The sequence below is a fragment of the Acinetobacter pseudolwoffii genome, from assembly GCF_002803605.1.
GTDB classification, from domain to species: Bacteria; Pseudomonadota; Gammaproteobacteria; order Pseudomonadales; family Moraxellaceae; genus Acinetobacter; species Acinetobacter pseudolwoffii.
This window is the reverse complement of sequence record NZ_PHRG01000007.1, coordinates 21,919-38,469: the sequence shown is the minus strand read 5'-3', so window position 1 is coordinate 38,469 and position 16,551 is coordinate 21,919. Positions and strand designations below refer to the sequence as shown.

Genomic DNA, 16,551 nt, shown 5'->3' with positions numbered 1-16,551 from the left:
TCAACCTTTAAAAATACAAGAGATTTCAGTTAAATGATTGCTGAAATACAGTGAAAAGCGGGCGATGAAGACTTCAGTCATCTGAAAGTCCGGGGCTGAAAATAACGCTTTTATATTCACAGCTGAGCTGCTTGATCTTGCTAAATCACAGGGAAATGAAGTTTATAGCAGGATACTGAGTCTGTTTTAGAGAGTTTCCTGAAAAAGCAGTGCTAAATGGATGCAGGGAAAAGCATTTTTTCATACAATAGCCGCACCTCGATATAGGTGCACACAATGAGTAATACCACCCCCGATTTTCAAGCAGATGAATTTTTGTTAGACCACTATGTCGGCAAAACGCCACTGGTGCGTTTACAGCGTCTGGTAAGTCACACTCAAGCTACAGTACTCGCGAAACTCGAAGGCAATAATCCGGCAGGATCGGTCAAAGACCGTCCGGCCTATAATATGATCATGCAGGCCGAGAAGCGTGGACAGATCAAGCCGGGTGATACCCTGATTGAAGCAACGAGCGGAAATACGGGGATTGCATTGGCGATGGTCGCAGCGATGCGTGGCTATAAAATGAAGCTGATCATGCCGAACAATATGAGTCAGGAACGTAAGGATGCGATGCGTGCTTATGGTGCCGAGCTGATTGAAGTTACCAAAGAACAAGGCATGGAAGGTGCACGTGATCTGGCCGCTCAAATGCAAAATGATGGCGTGGGTCTGGTACTGAATCAGTTTGGCAATCCGGATAATGTCGAAGCACATTATCTGACTACAGGTCCTGAAATCTGGCAGCAAACCGGTGGCAAGATTACCCACTTTGTCAGTTCTATGGGTACAACCGGCACTATTATGGGTGTCTCGAAATATCTGAAGGAAATGAATCCGGAGATTCAGATCGTGGGTTTACAGCCATCTGATGGTTCAAGCATTGCCGGAATCCGTCGCTGGCCGGAAGAATATCTGCCGACCATTTTTGATCGCAGTCGCGTGGATCGTATTATCGATATTCCACAAATTGAAGCTGAAAAAACCATGCGTAAGCTGGCGCAGAAAGAAGGCATCAGTGCTGGTACTTCATCTGGTGGTGCAGTGTGGGCTTCCATAAAGCTGGCGGAAGAACATCCGGATGCCGTCATTGTGTGTATTATTTGTGACCGTGGTGACCGTTACTTGTCTACAGGGTTATTCTCTGTGCAAGATTCTGAATAATTATTTGAGCACTGTGTTATGCGCCTGCCTGTTTTAACTTTCGATATTGAAACCCAAACCGATCTCAAATCAGGCGCGCATTTATTTGGTCTGGACCTGCCTGAAGCAGATCTGGATCAGGCCTTGACCAAACTGCGCCGTCAGGATTCAGGCTCTGATTTTCAGCGTCCGCCCTTGCATGAAATTGTCTGTATTTCCGGTTTATGGATCGATGAGCAGGGCATGAAGCTGTTTTCCTTTAGCCGGGAACAGCATTCTGAAGCGGAAATTTTAAGAAAATTCTTATCGATTTTTGATAAGCGTCATCCGACGCTGGTCAGTTGGAATGGTTCACAGTTTGATTTACCGGTGATTTTATACCGTGCCATGTATCATGGACTCTCTGCACCGAGTCTATTCGATCAGGGCGAAATTGACACGCAAAAGCGTTATAATAACTACCAGAATCGTTACCATCATCGTCATGTTGACTTAATGGATGTGATGGCCATGTTCCATACGCGTCATTTCCAGAAGCTGGACGATGTTGCACATTTGCTGGGTTATCCGGGTAAACGCGGTGACGGGGCCTATCGGGTTCCTGAATATGTCCGCAATCAGCAATGGATCGAACTGACCTCTTATTGTGAAGGCGATGTGCTGAATACCTGGCTGGTCTATATCCGCTGGCTGTTGTTAAAAGGACAGCTGTTATTGCCGGATTATCAGCATTTGCTGCACAGTACGATTCAATATTTGCATACCCAACCGCAGCATGCGGACTTTTTATCGGTTTGGCGTGAAACGTCACAAAGAACTGACTTTACCCGTTTTGATTTTCCAACTCCCACATCCTAGGTTTTCATGAAGCATCGAGCACACACACGTCCTACCCAGCAACCCGAGTACATTTTTCAGGTTGAGTCACTTTCGCATGAGGGACGTGGCATCGCTCATTATGGTTCACACCCGGATCATCCACCGCATAAACACGGCAAGAAAGTCTTTATCCGTTATGCCTTGCCCGGTGAAACCGTGCGTGCTCGCATTACCCGTGAAGTTAAAAAACTGGAAGAAGCTGACAGTCTTGAATTACTCAGCGAAGCTTCCGAAATTCGCGTCAAGCCGATCTGTGCACATTTTGGGGTCTGTGGCGGCTGTAATATGCAGCATATCGCAGCCGATGCACAGATTGAACTAAAACAGAATGTGCTGAAATCGCATTTACAGCATTTTGCTGGCATCCAGCCTGTGCAGTGGCTTGCACCGCTACGTTCCGAGCGTGAAGATTATCGCCGTAAAGCCCGGATCGGAGTGCGTTATCTGCCGGCTAAAGACACATTGGTGGTAGGTTTTCGTGAGAATCAAAGCAATAAATTAACCTCGATTGATCGCTGCATGATTCTGGATCGTGAATTTGGATCGCTTACAAGCCTTAAACAATTGCTGCAAAGTCTCAATGGCAAGGCTGACATTGGTCATATAGAATTGGCCATGGGGGATCAGGATATTGCCTTACTGGTGCGTGAAACTGCAAAATTATCAGTGGCTGATGTCAACCAATTGCGCGAATTTACGTTACAGAAAGGCTGGCAACTGTATGTGCAGCCTGCCGGCAAAGATACACTCTCGCGAATTGATGCTCCAGATGCCGCGGCGCGCTTGCACTATAGTCTTGATGACTTTGATGTGAAATTCGGTTTTAATCCTGTGGACTTCACTCAGGTGAATTCGACTATCAATCCGCAAATGGTAGCGCTGGCATGTAATTTGCTACAGCTGCAACAGGGTGAGCGGGTTCTGGATCTATTTTGTGGATTAGGAAATTTTTCTCTAGCACTGGCACGCTGTGTAGGCACATCTGGTCAGGTGATTGCAGTGGAAGGGAGTGAAGAAATGGTGCAACGCGGTGCGGAAAATGCCAAAAATAATGGTATTGCCCAAGTTGCTTTTTATTCACAAGATTTAACCAAAGATTTCTCGCACCAGACTTGGGCAAATCAAGGTTTTGATGCATTATTGATTGACCCGCCACGTGCTGGCGCAGAAGAAGTCATGCATTATCTTCCTCAGTTTGGCGCAAAAAGAATCGTTTATGTGTCATGTAATCCTGCGACACTCGCAAGAGATGCAGGGCTCTTGATACAACAGGGTTATCGCCTCACTCAAGCCGGAGTGATGGATATGTTCACGCATACTGGGCATGTTGAATCGATTGCATTGTTCGAAAAAGAAAATTAAATGAACGATTGAAGAAATGATGTATTTACAAGTAGGAGAAGGGTATGGTCACAGTACGTGAGCAACTCCCTGGACGACTCAATGAGTTGTCACAGGAGACGACTGTAGAACATGCCGAACAAGCACACCACGATCTGACTGAGTGGTTGGATCGGGTTCGTGGCATATTAGATGGGGCACCTTTACAGCAGCTCGAAGAAGTCGCCCACTTAACATTAGAAAGAGAGCTGCAAAGTACGGTTCAGCATCGTTCCAATACCTTTTATACCGGTATTGAGATGGCGGATATTTTGGCACATCTGCATGTCGATGAAGATACCCTGTCCGCGGCCATGCTCTATCGTTCGGTGCGTGAAGGCGTCATGCCACTGACTGAAGTGTTAGAGAAGTTTGGCGAGCAAGTGCATAGCCTGGTCAAGGGCACGCTGGCCATGGGTAAACTGTCTGAACTGATCGAAAAAAATAAACGTCTGGAAGACCATTTCGATAATAATCAGCGTGAACATCTGTCCGGCATTTATAAAATGCTAATTTCAGTGACTGAAGATGTGCGTGTGGTTCTGGTGAAGTTGGCAGAGCGTACCTATGCCTTGCGTGAGCTGACCAATTCCTCGCGTGAACGTCAGGAGCGGGTTGCCCGAGAAATTCTGACGATCTACTCACCACTGGCGCACCGTTTAGGCATCGCCCAGTTAAAGTGGGAACTGGAAGACTTGGCCTTCCGTTATCTTGCGCCAGAACGTTATAAAGAAATTGCTTCTTTACTGAATGAAAAACGTTTAGAACGAGAGCAATATATTCAATTCGTGATTGATAAATTACGCAATGAATTGTCTGAATATGGCATCGAAGCTGAAATTAACGGACGCGTAAAACACATTTATTCGATTTATCGAAAAATGAAAAGCAAGAGCCTGAGTTTTGACCAGCTCTATGATATTCGTGCCTTAAGGGTATTGGTCAAGAGCGTACCGGAGTGTTACCACAGTTTAGGGATTGTACATCAGATCTGGCGACATATTCCGCATCAGTTTGATGACTATATCACCAATCCAAAAGCCAATGGCTATCGTTCCCTGCATACGGCTGTAATTGCCGAGAACAAATCACTTGAAGTGCAGATTCGTACTTACAGCATGCATGAAGAAGCAGAGCTGGGGGTGTGTTCGCACTTTAATTATAAAGAAGGCTCGAAAACCACCGATCATTCTTTTAATCATCGTTTGCATTCTTTACGCGCAGTTCTCGAGCATTATCAGGAACGCAATGAGTCCAGTGCACATAAAGAAGCAGAAGATGAAATCGAAAACTTCGAACATATTCAAGACTTCGAAGGCTTCGAAAAAATCTATGTGTTTAGTCGTGATGGTGATATCAAAGAGTTGCCGCGTGATTCAACTGTGCTCGACTTTGCTTATCATGTGCATACCGAAGTTGGTAACAAATGCTATGCGGCGCGTGTCAATCAGCGCTATGTGCCACTGACCTATACCCTGAAAACCGGGGAACAGGTCGAGATTCTGACCAAAAAAGACCGTGAGCCGAATCGGGACTGGCTGGTTAACTCTCTGGGTTATATCAAGACTGCACGTGCGCGTGACAAGTTGCGTCACTGGTTCCGTCAACAGGACCGCAGTAAAAACCTGGAAGTCGGCCGTGAAGTGCTGAATAAAGAATTGTCACGTCTGGCGATTCATCCAAAATCGATCGATTTGAGTGATTATTGCAATCATTTTAATGTCAAAACCGGTGATGACATTCTGGTGAATCTGGTCAATGGTGATATCAGCCTGCATGCCTTGATTAATCAGGTGAATCGTCATATGCATCTGGATCAGGATGAACCTGAGCTGGTGCTGAAGCCAGCGCTGAATCCGCGTGCCAGTCATACGCTGTCAGCGCACGGTATTCTGATTGACGGGCTGGATAACGTAGAGCTGCATGTCGCGCAATGTTGCCAACCGGTGCATGGTGAGTCGATCGCTGGCTATATCACCCTGAATCGTGGGGTAAGCATTCATAAGGTGGCTTGTCCGGATTATGTGCGCATGATCACCCAAGAGCCTGAACGTGCGGTAGAAGCCGACTGGGAAATGCAGCCAACACGTGGCCAGAGCGTACAGATTGTGGTGGAAGCCTATGATCGACGTGGTCTGCTCAAAGATCTGACGCAAGTGATTTTTTCCGACCAGATCAATATCCGTCAGGTCAATACTATTTCGGAAGCGGACGGTATTGCCAATATGAAGCTATTGATTGAAGTTAAAGGTCTGGCGCAACTTTCCAAACTGCTGGCGCGTCTTGAACAGCAGCCGGGCATTATCAGCGCCCGCCGTCTGGTACAGGGCACTTAATTCTTTATTTCTAAGCTGAAGAAAGCCTGCAATTCAATTGTGGGCTTTTTTATTGTAAGGTATTTGAACAAAATGGATAAAAACAGATCAACAGACCGATATGAGTGCGCCAGAAATATTTGAACGAAGACGACATCATCTGACAAAAGTGATTGATCAGCTGATTGACACCCAGCAATTTAAAACCGGCAAAGAGATCTGCGAGCATTTTGGCTTGTCTGCTGCTTATATCGCGCAGTTACTGAATAGCAAACGCCAGATCGGAGAGAAGGTGGCAAGGGAACTGGAACAGCAACTTGGCTTAGCTCATTTAATTCTGGATCAGACGGTCGAACCGAAGATTGAACTTGCTACAGCTATAGAACAGGTCGCTTTATTTCAGATGCAGGTGGTACAGCAGCAGGCCTTTAAACTCAATCCCATAGATTCTATGGTTTCGTTCAATCAAGATATTTTTCATCTGCAAGCACAGCATTATGCGATTCAGGTGGCAGAGCACTATTATTTTCCCATTCTGAAACCGGACTGGTGGCTGGTTTGTGATAAAGAGTTGCCAGTTTTTGGGATGTGCTGTGTGTATCTGGTCAACGGCTTGCAGCTCATTTTAGAAGAGTTGGCCGAAGCTCAGGATGTTTATGAATTTCGAAGTCTGGATGAAAATCGGAAAGTCATTTTCCAAAAAACAGATATTGAAAAAATCCATCCAGTGATTGCGATTCTGCCGGCTACTTCAACATTCAAACAGCAGAAATAATTCAGCCCATCCTAGGACGGGCTGAACGATGAAAATGAGATCTCAGATTAGGGAATCTGGTTTTCGTCTTCAAATTCTGGCTTGACTTGTACGATAAAGTCCTGACGGTTTAAACCACGCCAAAGTGCAAATCCAGTCCCGATATAGATTGAAGAGTAGGTACCGACAAAAACGCCGACAAACATCGCAATCGAGAACCATTTCAGGCCATCACCACCCATGAGCATCATTGCAACAACAACCAGCAATAGCGTCATAGAGGTATGAATGGTACGGCGTAAGGTTTCGGTCAGGGCAATGTTAATCACTTCAAGCGGTTCTGCACCCCGAATCTTACGGAAGTTCTCACGGATACGGTCAGAGACCACGATATTATCGTTCAGTGAGAAACCAATGATCGCAAGGAGTGCCGCAAGTACCGTCAGGTCAAATGGCCACTGCGTCATGGCAAAAATCCCGAGGGTCACCACGATGTCATGGAATAGCGACAGTACTGCACCGATCGCCAGTTTGAGCTCAAAGCGGATGGTGACATAGACCAGCATCAGCAAGAGTGCCAGTGCCACCGCGCCACCAGAGCGGACATACAGCTCATTACCCACCTGTCCGCCGACTACATCAAGCTTCGGTACCTCTGCCGCATTATTTGGCAGCTGAACCGCTGCTGTGACCGCTTTAGTCAGGTCTTCAGCTTCAATGTCTTCCTGAACGGGCATACGTACCATCAGGTCGCGTTCTGAACCTAAAGTCTGCACCACGGCATCGTTGAAGCCAGCCTGGCTCAGTGCCTTGGAAACATCCTCCGGTTTGACCGGATTGGTATAGTTCAGCTCGGCTGCCACACCACCGGTAAAGTCCAGACCCAGGTTCAGACCTTTAGTGGCAATAAAGAACAGACTCGCAACCGTTAAGAAGATAGACAACAATGCCGCAGGCAAAGCAATCTTCATAAACGGAATGACGCGTTCGTCTTCAGGGCGACCATACTGTTTCTGATTCAGTTGAGTATTTTCAGTCATCATCGATCTCCTTAAATGCTCAACTTTTTCAAGTTACGTTTTTTGCCATAAATGATCTGTACCACGGCACGGGTCACTGTAATGGCAGTAAACATCGAGCAGACGATACCAATCATCAGGGTCACGGCAAAGCCTTTGATCGGACCTGTACCAATCGCGAACAGAATGAATGCAACCAGGAAGGTGGTGAGGTTCGAGTCGAAAATGGTGTTATAGGCTCGATCATAACCCGCCACAATCGCCTGTTTCGGCGAGGCACCCCATTTCATCTCTTCCCGTATTCGTTCACAGATCAGTACGTTGGCATCGACCGCCATACCGATGGTAATCACGATACCGGCAATCCCAGGAAGGGTCAGAGAAGCCCCAATCCATGACATGACGGTAAGAAGCATGGCCAGGTTAAAGACCAGAGCAAAGTTGGCAATCACACCAAACAGACGGAAGAATACCACCATCCAGATCGCCACCAGAATGAAGCCGATTTGCGTTGAAAGTACCCCTTTGTCGATGTTTTCCTGACCCAGACTTGGACCAATCACACGTTCTTCGACAAAGTACATTGGCGCAGCCAAAGCACCTGCACGTAGCATCAAGGCAAGTTCAGCAGCTTCCTGCGGAGAATCCAGACCAGTAATACGGAACTGAGAGCCGAGTACCGCCTGAATAGTTGCAGCATTAATCACGACAGATTCAGTATATGGGGTACGAACTTCAGTTTGAGTACCGGTCGCAGGGTCTTCCACATAGCTAATGCGCTGTTTGTTCTCGATGAACAGTACAGCCATACGTTTGCCAACCGCATTACGGGTCGCATCCGACATCAGTTTGCCGCCTGCGCTGTCTAGCGTAATGTTGACTTCAGCACCGCCGGTGTCCTGACTAAAGCCAGAAGATGCATTCTGAACACGTTCACCAGTCAAGATCCGGTTGCGGTTCAAAAGCAGCTGACGACCACTGTCCAGGGATTCATAAGCGAATACTTCTGTACCTGGTGGCAATGTGCCAGTCGCCTGACCGGTATATGGATCAATATATTGATCATTCAGATCAGAAACCAGACGAAACTCGAGGTTCGCAGTACGACCCAAGACACGTTTTGCTTCTGCAGTATCCTGTACACCCGGCAATTCAACCACAATACGGTTGCTGCCCTGGGTTTGCACCAGTGCTTCTGCCACACCCAATTCGTTAATACGGTTACGTAACGTGGTCAAGTTCTGGTTGACTGCATAAGACTCGATTTCTTGCTTACGTACATCAGTATAAGTCAAACGTAAAGTCGAGCCGGTATCAGTCGCAACAGCCTGCTGGGTAAACTCATTGCCATTACGGCGCAAGAAGTCCATCGCTGCAGCACGATCATCATTGCTGGCAAACTGCACCACAATGGTGTTGCTGCTTAAGTTCAGGCTATTAAATTTCAGGTTGTTATCACGCAACTGACGACGTAGGTCTGTCGCAGAGGTTTCCATGCGCTGCGCAATCGCTTTGTCCATGTCCACTTCGAGTAAGAAGTGAACACCGCCACGTAAATCCAGACCCAGCTTCATTGGCTTGGCACCAATTTTTTGCAGCCATTCCGGCGTGGTCGGGGCAAGGTTCAATGCAACCACGTAATCATCACCTAATCCGCGACGTAAAGCTTCTTTGGCTTTAAGTTGCAATTCACTTGAATCTACACGTAATAAGGCAGCATTGTTGCTAAAGCTATTGTCATGGGTGGCAATATTTTCAGTTGTTAAAATTTGCTCTGCTTTTTGTACGATGCTTGCATCAATTTGAGTACCGGCTTTGGCACCCGAAATCTGTACAGCAGGTTCATCTGGATACAAACTTGGCAGGGCATATAAGGTACTGATGACTAGTACAACTAGAATCAGTACATATTTCCATGCTGGGTAACGCATTTATTTTCTTCTTAAAATGAAAAAGTCGTGCAAGGGCACGACTATTTTTGATTAAAGGTTATTTAAAGTGCCTTCAGGAAGGACTGAAATCACACTCGCACGCTGAACTTTAACTTCTACGCCACGGTTCAATTCAACCACTGCGAAGTCACCTTCAATCTTGGTGATTTTGCCCATTAATCCGCCTGCAAAAACGACTTCACTGCCAACACCAAGGCTTTCAACCAAAGCACGATGTTCTTTGGCACGTTTAGATTGAGGGCGCCAGATCAAAAAATAGAAGATTGCAATAAAAACCGCAATCATCAAAAGGTTCGCCATCATGCTGGGTTGTTGTGCAGCTTCACCTGCAGCGTGAGCAGTCGAAATAAAAAGGCTCATTACATTTTCCTAAAATAAAAAAACTGGTGATCAACTTGATAATAAATTGACATATTCTTGCAATTTACATTGTCTTTTTCCTCAGCGCAAATGCTGATGGATTAATCTTGCGGGCAAGGGGGTACTTCCAGGCCACGACGGGCATAAAAGTCCTGCACAAACGCATCAAATGTACCGTTGTCCAAGGCATCACGCATGGATTCAGTCAAGCGCAGGTAATAACGCAAGTTATGAATGGTACCGAGCATCGAACCGAGCATTTCCCCACATTTTTCGAGGTGGAATAAATAAGCACGAGTGAAGTTGGTACAGGTATAGCAATCGCAATGTGGATCAAGCGGGCTTTGATCGTGACGATATTTCGCATTACGGATCCGTACCAGACCATCTGTGACAAAATAATGACCATTACGTGCATTTCGGGTTGGCATCACGCAGTCAAACATATCGACACCACGGCGCACCGCTTCCACAATATCTTCCGGCTTGCCGACACCCATCAAATAGCGCGGTTTATCTGCCGGCATTTGTTCTGGAAGATAATCCAGTACCTTGATCATTTCTTCTTTAGGCTCGCCAACGGACAGACCGCCAATCGCGTAACCATCAAAGTCAATATCAAGCAGGCCTTTTAACGATTCTTCACGTAAGTCTTCATACATGCCACCCTGAATAATCCCAAACAGTGCATTACGGTTTTTCAGAACCTCGTGATGTTGGGTTTTACAGCGCTTCGCCCAGCGCAAAGACAGTTGCAAGGATTTTTGCGCTTCTTCATGCGTCGCAGGGTACGGCGTACATTCATCAAAAATCATCACAATGTCAGAGTTCAGCGTGTGCTGAATGTCCATTGAAATTTCAGGCGATAAAAATACTTTTGAACCATCGATGGGTGAGCGGAAGGTGACCCCTTCTTCTTTAATTTTACGCATTGCGCCCAGACTGAACACCTGGAAGCCACCGGAATCGGTCAAAATGGGATTATTCCACTTCATAAATTCGTGCAGGCCACCATGTTCACGAATCACATCGAGTCCTGGACGTAAATACAAATGGAAGGTATTGCCCAAAATGACTTGAGACTTGATCTCTTTAATATCACGCGGCAACAGGCCTTTCACCGTACCGTAAGTGCCGACAGGCATAAACATCGGGGTTTCAACCACACCATGTTCAAGCGTTAAACGACCACGACGGGCGCGACCCGACTGACCTAATTTTTCAAACTTCATAGGAGTTCCACATCCAGGCGAAAAAACAGTTCGCTGCTAGTTCATAGCTAAAGGGCGCTATTTTCCTTGATTCTTACGCTAAACGCCAGCATTGTAGAGCATTCGCTCTGTAATTTTATTTATCGTTGAATAAATGCAAGATCAGGTGAAATAGTCGAATTTGCAGAAAACTGTTGCAAGCGCTGCTGGATATCTTCCCGGCTAAGAGCACAGCTGCCATCCGGCTCAGAGGCCATGGCAGCGATATGCTGGATCAGTTTCTGGATATAGATATTGCTGTCGATAAAGTAGGATTCCAAGGTCAGCAAATGGGCATCTTGCGCCACTTGCAGATAATCATAAGGCTCCATCACCAGCATTTGTTCCAGATCAATCAGAATGTCCTTGTCATTTTGCGAGAGTTTTAATCGCTTGCTGATTTCAGAAAAAGGCTGGGCATGTCGGGAGGCTAGAAAGTTTTGCAATAAGGCGCTTTCTGGGTTGAGTTCCAGTGCAGATCGGCGCTCAAATTCGGCCTGGTTCGGCAGGCTCAGGAAAAAAAGTATATTGCCCAGATCCAGCCCATAGGCTTCGGAGAGGCGGTATTTGGCCTGTTTGAACGTTTGCAGTAATAAATCCAGATGTGTTGTGTGGAGCTGTTTTTGCTGTGCCAATAGCGGATGACCAAAACTATGCTGGGTTTTAAAATAATCAGCCAGCAAAGTTTTGAAGGGGATCAGTCCGGAGTCGGGCGCAGCTTGTGCCCGATAACGCCATTTTGGGACATTCCAGCGATCTTGTTCAGCCAGATATTGCCGCTGATCTTCCGGATCTTTAAAAATACTGCATTCAGTCGAAATGGCCAGATCATCCAGCAGTAAAAATTCGTCAAAGACCAGACTACAGGCATAGATTCCATCGTCCTGATAATGGTCATAAAGCTGATAAAATTCTTCCACCAGCGTCTGCTCTAAGCGCTCTACATAATTCAGCATAATTTTTATTCTTTATTTTATTGGTTTTATAAAGGTGTAGCTTCATCCTGGGTCATTTTATTATAAGTTGAGTACGCCAGGATGAGAAAGTCGATCAGATGAGATAGTTGCTCAGTGAAAATTTGGACGATAGTCAAAACTCTGGGTTGCGCTCTGATCGCGAAAAGGGCGAACTGCTTTTTTTCCTAACAGCATATTATTAATCACATTGTGTGGGAAAATCTGGATCTGGTTATTAAACAGTTCCACATTGCGATTATAAATGGTAATTGCCGCACCGACATTTTCATTCTGTTCTTCAATTTCAGCCATCATTTTCAGATAAATGTCATTGGCTTTTAGCTCGGGATAGTTTTCAACCACTACATTGAGGCTATGCATGAGTTGTTTGTTCAGGCTTTCAATGCGCTGTAACTGAGAAATGTCGGCATCGTTGATATTTAAATTCATGATGTTCTGACGCAGTTCGGTGACTTTTTCCAGTGTGCCTTTTTCAAAAGAAGAATATTGCTCGACCAGCGGCTGCAGTCCATCCAGAATTTTCAGTTTCTGCCGTTCATAACTGGCAACATCCGACCAGGCGCGAATCGTCGCGTTGTGATGACGGACAATACTGTTGCGGATCATAATGATCAGCACAATCAGCGCAATAATGATCAAACATAAAACCAAAAATCCCATGCGAGATCTCCCCAATTCATATTTATATTCTGAAAATATTGATTTAAAAAAAAGCAGTTATTTTAAAAACTGCACAAGATCATGTTGTAACTGTTCGAGTTGTCTTAATTTAAACGTTCTGAGATGGCCGCGCAATGTCGAAATATCATTGATATGACGATGCTTGCTCGACACCTGAAATAAATCATGAGGCCCCAGATAGCAGAGCATCCGATTTTCTGGATGAAACAGTAAATCCCCCTGACGCTGTGCAAAAAAATCGGCCAGACGCAGTACAAAACCCGGACTGAGTAATTTGGCGGTTTGCATCGGATCACTGCCATAAAAGCTTAAGCGTTGATTGGTACGAATATCGCTACTATGCCAAGGATGGCTATAAGGATAATAAAATTTACGTCGAGAAGTCGTGACCGCCAGCCCCTGAATCTGGATATCAAATACAAATACGCCCCACAGGTCTTTGTGAACCTGCATTAATTTAACCGGCTGCCCTTGCTTGTTGCGAACCTGTACTTCATCAATATAGTGATATTGAAACAGCAGCACCTGATGTTGCTGGCCGTTTTCATCTTCCCATATCGTACTGGCATAACGTGTAATCTCATTACTCAAAGAACCTTGATTGAATAAGGGGAATAAACGTTTTAAATGTCCAATAAAATGCAGGGGATTTAAAGGAATTGAAATATGCTGTGGCTGTTGCTGAAAGGCAAGCTGATATTTTTTGGCCAGTGCTGCATCTTCCAGAAAGCCAATAACTTCATCTAATGGTTGTTGTTGCTCATAGCAAAGATAGGCCCAGAACAGCAGCAGACCGCCCAGAAAAACGCCACTTTGAATCCAGATATTTTCCGGTGCAATAAAAATGCTGACGATGAGCAACAAACCAATACCAGCCAGCGCCAATGGCAGATTATTTTCAAATTTTAGCGTTATCGGGCCATTCCAGGGATGCAATCCGTCCAGCAGGTCTTGATGACTCTTGGCTTGACGGCCCAAATCCCACAGCCGGGCGATATTCTGAAACACCACTGCATTTTTCTTGCGGCGAATATGAATGGACTGTTGTACAGACTCGATCGGCATGGGCAGCTATTCTCGCTATTGTGCCTGATCAATCAGCATGGCATCGCCATAACTGAAGAAGCGATATTGGCTGTCTACTGCATGCTTGTAGGCATTCAGAATGTTGTCACGATTAGATAGGGCAGAAACCAGCATTAACAGGGTAGATTCCGGTAAATGGAAATTGGTAATCAGACGATCGACCACTTTGAACTGATAACCCGGATAAATGAAAATCTGGGTATCACCGGTCCAGCCTTTCAGCTCACTGCCATTGGCCTGCGCCGCACTTTCTGTGGCACGGGTAGCCGTTGTACCAACGGCAATGACTTTATTGCCACGCGCTTTAGTTGTTTTGATGAGTTCCATCGACTCATCGGACACCTGGCACCATTCGCTGTGCATGATGTGATTTTCAATATCGGTAGTACGGACTGGTAAGAATGTACCTGCGCCAACATGTAGTGTGACAAAGGTGGTCTGAATCCCTTTGGCTGCTAACTTTTTCAATAAGTCTTCATCGAAATGCAGAGAAGCCGTAGGTGCTGCGACACTGGCCAGCTTGGTTGGATCATTAAACACAGTTTGATAACGTTCGGTATCAATTTCTTCTGCTTCACGGTTGAAATAGGGCGGAATAGGGAGGGCGCCATATTTGTCTAAGACGTCTAAAATCGGCTGTGAAAATTCCACAATAAACAGGTTTTCATGACGACCTTGCACGGTCACTTTTACTGCATCTGGGCCAATAAACAGTTCTGCACCGGCTTTCGGTGAGTTGCTGGCCTTGATATGACAATGTGCAATGAACTGATCCATCATGCGTTCAACCAGTACTTCTATGGCACCGCCTGAGGCACGTTTGCCTTTTAGACGTGCTTTCATGACTTTGGTGTCGTTCAATACCAGTAAGTCGCCGTCTTCAAGCAAGTCCAGAATGTCGGTAAATTGATGGTCGTGATATTGACCGTGTGCGTCGAGGTGCAGCAGGCGAGAGGCACTGCGTGTTTCCAGAGGATAGCGAGCAATCAGCTCATCGGGGAGATCAAAATTAAAATCAGAAAGTTGCATGATGATTTACGCTAAAAAAACTGCGGCTAGTATAAACTTTTTTCTTTTTTATGGCGGGAATTGCTCGATTTTAAAACGAAAAAATGCCATTTGTTTTAAAAATAAACAAATGTAAATATTCTGCGTTGACAGTGCCGAGAAATCGCGTATTATACCTTTCATCCACTCCCGAGGTGGTGAAATTGGTAGACGCGGCGGACTCAAAATCCGCTGTCAGAGATGACGTGTCGGTTCGAGTCCGACCCTCGGGACCAAAATTCTAGAAAACTCCAAGCACATTCAGTCTTGGGGTTTTTTATTGTCTAATGAAAATAAATTGATCTAATATATTTTAATTTTTTGAACTCAATATAAGAAAATTTTTAAAACTATACTTTGATTTAATAAAGTATTGATAAATAATAAAGAGGAAGTATGGCAGCCAATTTAAATACTGAATTAAATCTAAATCAATTTGCATTGAAAATATTGGAAAGTGCTTATGGATTCGAGTTTATATGCATAATCATTTCTTTTATTGTTGTGGTTGCTAGTATTTACTTTATTGCTAAATCAGGGGTGATTTCAGGTTTAAGGGAATATAGTAGATCTCCTGCGAAAGTAAAAAATTGTTTATACTGGCACCATGAAATATGAAAATTTAACTAGATTTAATGATGGGGAATTTAAGCGACTCGTTGGAGTTCCTCGTCCATTATTCTTAAAAATGGTATCGGTGTTACAACACGCTGAACTTGCCAAGAAAAAATCTGGAAGGCCGCATTCTTTGTGTTTAGAGGATCAATTATTGTTAACTCTAAACTACTTACGCTGTTATAGGACTCAAATTGAATTATCCGCTGACTATAATCTCGCTGAAAGTAATGTGAATCGTACTATTCATAAAGTTGAAAATGCTCTGATTCAATCACGGATTTTTGCATTACCCAAAAGGAATCAAAAGTTTAGTGAAGGTGATTATGTGATCGTTGATGTCACTGAGTCACAGATTGAGCGTCCCAAAAAAACAAAGAAAATTCTATAGCGGTAAAAAGAAGAAACATACGCTAAAAACACAGGTCATTTTTAACCCAAGACTAAAGCAAATTGTAAGTATACAGGTCGAAAGTGGCAGAAAACATGATCTGACGATTGCGCGTAAGTATTTTAAGGAGATGATCATTTATCCTTGTATTATGGCAGATTTAGCCTATAAAGGATTTCATCAGATTAAGAGTAAGTTACTCATTCCAATCAAGAAACCTAAGAATTTATCATTACCCAAAATAGCAAAACAGATCAACCAAGAAATCAGTCGGCGTAGGATCACAATTGAACATATCAACGGCAAACTTAAACATTTTCGGATATTGACAGAACGCTATAGAAATAGACGGAAACGATTTGGTCTAAGAATGAATTTAATTGTTGGAATGGTGAATTGGATGCTCTTGAATTAACTTTCGCAAGAGATTTAGTGAACATAGACGAAAGAAGCATAATGAACACATTAGTGAACAGGAAAATCTTTTAATTGGGGATTCTCTATTAGAATTCTCTGATGAGCTGAAATATCATTTAAAGGTTTCTAAATTAGCGAATTACTTAAATATTAAAAACAAAGATATAGATTTACTCAAATATATTTTGTCTTGTAGAGAAAAGGATAAGGCTGTTAGGTTATATAAAATTGGCAAAGATTATT

The 16,551-nt window shown here is 44.6% G+C and carries 15 protein-coding genes and 1 tRNA gene; 8 read left to right on the top strand and 8 right to left on the bottom strand.

Features of this window, described 5'->3' with window-relative positions; all coding sequences use genetic code 11:
• Nucleotides 1-276 precede the first annotated feature (276 nt).
• From cysM to CWI32_RS12265, 5 genes are all read left to right on the top strand, one after another.
• A complete protein-coding gene (gene cysM / locus CWI32_RS12285; RefSeq protein ID WP_005098086.1) occupies nucleotides 277-1,206 on the top strand; it encodes a cysteine synthase CysM in 930 nt (309 codons plus the stop codon).
• An 18-nt stretch (nucleotides 1,207-1,224) separates the two neighbouring features.
• The gene (locus CWI32_RS12280) at nucleotides 1,225-2,043 is read left to right on the top strand and encodes a 3'-5' exonuclease (protein ID WP_100535412.1); all 819 of its coding nucleotides are present in this window, start codon (nucleotides 1,225-1,227) and stop codon (nucleotides 2,041-2,043) included.
• A 6-nt stretch (nucleotides 2,044-2,049) separates the two neighbouring features.
• Nucleotides 2,050-3,426 carry a 23S rRNA (uracil(1939)-C(5))-methyltransferase RlmD gene (gene rlmD / locus CWI32_RS12275; RefSeq protein ID WP_100535411.1) on the top strand — a complete coding sequence of 459 codons (1,377 nt, stop codon included), beginning with the start codon at nucleotides 2,050-2,052 and terminating at the stop codon, nucleotides 3,424-3,426.
• A gap of 44 nt (nucleotides 3,427-3,470) precedes the next feature.
• The gene (locus CWI32_RS12270) at nucleotides 3,471-5,780 is read left to right on the top strand and encodes a RelA/SpoT family protein (RefSeq protein WP_005098082.1); all 2,310 of its coding nucleotides are present in this window, start codon (nucleotides 3,471-3,473) and stop codon (nucleotides 5,778-5,780) included.
• A 100-nt stretch (nucleotides 5,781-5,880) separates the two neighbouring features.
• Entirely contained in the window at nucleotides 5,881-6,534 is a 654-nt protein-coding gene (locus CWI32_RS12265; protein ID WP_100535410.1) for a hypothetical protein, read from the top strand.
• A 47-nt stretch (nucleotides 6,535-6,581) separates the two neighbouring features.
• On the opposite strand, the gene secF is transcribed toward CWI32_RS12265, so the two are convergent.
• The 8 genes from secF to queA form a co-directional block, all read right to left on the bottom strand.
• Complete coding sequence (gene secF, locus CWI32_RS12260) at nucleotides 6,582-7,556, bottom strand: protein translocase subunit SecF (RefSeq protein ID WP_171255744.1); 975 nt, start codon at nucleotides 7,554-7,556, stop codon at nucleotides 6,582-6,584.
• Nucleotides 7,557-7,564: 8 nt separating this feature from the next.
• The gene (secD, locus tag CWI32_RS12255) at nucleotides 7,565-9,463 is read right to left on the bottom strand and encodes a protein translocase subunit SecD (protein WP_005168609.1); all 1,899 of its coding nucleotides are present in this window, start codon (nucleotides 9,461-9,463) and stop codon (nucleotides 7,565-7,567) included.
• Between the two features lie 51 nt (nucleotides 9,464-9,514).
• A complete protein-coding gene (yajC, locus tag CWI32_RS12250) occupies nucleotides 9,515-9,844 on the bottom strand; it encodes a preprotein translocase subunit YajC (RefSeq protein WP_005098077.1) in 330 nt (109 codons plus the stop codon).
• A gap of 101 nt (nucleotides 9,845-9,945) precedes the next feature.
• A complete protein-coding gene (gene tgt / locus CWI32_RS12245; RefSeq protein WP_005098076.1) occupies nucleotides 9,946-11,076 on the bottom strand; it encodes a tRNA guanosine(34) transglycosylase Tgt in 1,131 nt (376 codons plus the stop codon).
• Nucleotides 11,077-11,195: 119 nt separating this feature from the next.
• A complete protein-coding gene (locus CWI32_RS12240) occupies nucleotides 11,196-12,050 on the bottom strand; it encodes a DUF4303 domain-containing protein (protein ID WP_100535409.1) in 855 nt (284 codons plus the stop codon).
• Between the two features lie 111 nt (nucleotides 12,051-12,161).
• A complete protein-coding gene (locus CWI32_RS12235; protein WP_005098074.1) occupies nucleotides 12,162-12,731 on the bottom strand; it encodes a LemA family protein in 570 nt (189 codons plus the stop codon).
• A 57-nt stretch (nucleotides 12,732-12,788) separates the two neighbouring features.
• On the bottom strand, nucleotides 12,789-13,817 hold the full coding sequence (locus tag CWI32_RS12230) for a hypothetical protein (RefSeq protein ID WP_005098073.1): 1,029 nt from the start codon (nucleotides 13,815-13,817) through the stop codon (nucleotides 12,789-12,791).
• Nucleotides 13,818-13,832: 15 nt separating this feature from the next.
• Nucleotides 13,833-14,867 (bottom strand): tRNA preQ1(34) S-adenosylmethionine ribosyltransferase-isomerase QueA, encoded by a 1,035-nt coding sequence (gene queA, locus CWI32_RS12225; protein ID WP_100535408.1) that lies wholly within the window; start codon nucleotides 14,865-14,867, stop codon nucleotides 13,833-13,835.
• Between the two features lie 167 nt (nucleotides 14,868-15,034).
• On the opposite strand from queA, the gene CWI32_RS12220 reads away from it, so the two are divergent.
• The 3 genes from CWI32_RS12220 to CWI32_RS12210 all read left to right on the top strand — a co-directional run bounded on the left by CWI32_RS12220 (nucleotide 15,035) and on the right by CWI32_RS12210 (nucleotide 16,306).
• Nucleotides 15,035-15,121: transfer RNA gene (locus tag CWI32_RS12220), tRNA-Leu, on the top strand.
• A gap of 160 nt (nucleotides 15,122-15,281) precedes the next feature.
• On the top strand, nucleotides 15,282-15,503 hold the full coding sequence (locus CWI32_RS12215; protein ID WP_100535407.1) for a hypothetical protein: 222 nt from the start codon (nucleotides 15,282-15,284) through the stop codon (nucleotides 15,501-15,503).
• A protein-coding gene (locus CWI32_RS12210; protein WP_100354842.1) for an IS5 family transposase occupies nucleotides 15,493-16,306 on the top strand; the annotation gives its coding sequence in 2 pieces (ribosomal slippage) (nucleotides 15,493-15,879 and nucleotides 15,881-16,306; 813 coding nt in all). The genes CWI32_RS12215 and CWI32_RS12210 overlap by 11 nt, the downstream gene beginning before the upstream one ends.
• Nucleotides 16,307-16,551 lie beyond the last annotated feature (245 nt).

What these genes read in the sequence shown, in the direction of transcription:
- CWI32_RS12270 (WP_005098082.1), top strand. Translation starts at nt 3,471, where the DNA reads ATGGTCACAGTACGTGAGCAACTCCCTGGACGACTCAATGAGTTGTCA.
- cysM (WP_005098086.1), top strand. Translation starts at nt 277, where the DNA reads ATGAGTAATACCACCCCCGATTTTCAAGCAGATGAATTTTTGTTAGAC.
- CWI32_RS12235 (WP_005098074.1), bottom strand. Translation starts at nt 12,731, where the DNA reads ATGGGATTTTTGGTTTTATGTTTGATCATTATTGCGCTGATTGTGCTG.
- tgt (WP_005098076.1), bottom strand. Translation starts at nt 11,076, where the DNA reads ATGAAGTTTGAAAAATTAGGTCAGTCGGGTCGCGCCCGTCGTGGTCGT.
- CWI32_RS12240 (WP_100535409.1), bottom strand. Translation starts at nt 12,050, where the DNA reads ATGCTGAATTATGTAGAGCGCTTAGAGCAGACGCTGGTGGAAGAATTT.
- queA (WP_100535408.1), bottom strand. Translation starts at nt 14,867, where the DNA reads ATGCAACTTTCTGATTTTAATTTTGATCTCCCCGATGAGCTGATTGCT.
- yajC (WP_005098077.1), bottom strand. Translation starts at nt 9,844, where the DNA reads ATGAGCCTTTTTATTTCGACTGCTCACGCTGCAGGTGAAGCTGCACAA.
- CWI32_RS12280 (WP_100535412.1), top strand. Translation starts at nt 1,225, where the DNA reads ATGCGCCTGCCTGTTTTAACTTTCGATATTGAAACCCAAACCGATCTC.
- secD (WP_005168609.1), bottom strand. Translation starts at nt 9,463, where the DNA reads ATGCGTTACCCAGCATGGAAATATGTACTGATTCTAGTTGTACTAGTC.
- CWI32_RS12230 (WP_005098073.1), bottom strand. Translation starts at nt 13,817, where the DNA reads ATGCCGATCGAGTCTGTACAACAGTCCATTCATATTCGCCGCAAGAAA.
- secF (WP_171255744.1), bottom strand. Translation starts at nt 7,556, where the DNA reads ATGATGACTGAAAATACTCAACTGAATCAGAAACAGTATGGTCGCCCT.
- rlmD (WP_100535411.1), top strand. Translation starts at nt 2,050, where the DNA reads ATGAAGCATCGAGCACACACACGTCCTACCCAGCAACCCGAGTACATT.
- CWI32_RS12215 (WP_100535407.1), top strand. Translation starts at nt 15,282, where the DNA reads ATGGCAGCCAATTTAAATACTGAATTAAATCTAAATCAATTTGCATTG.
- CWI32_RS12265 (WP_100535410.1), top strand. Translation starts at nt 5,881, where the DNA reads ATGAGTGCGCCAGAAATATTTGAACGAAGACGACATCATCTGACAAAA.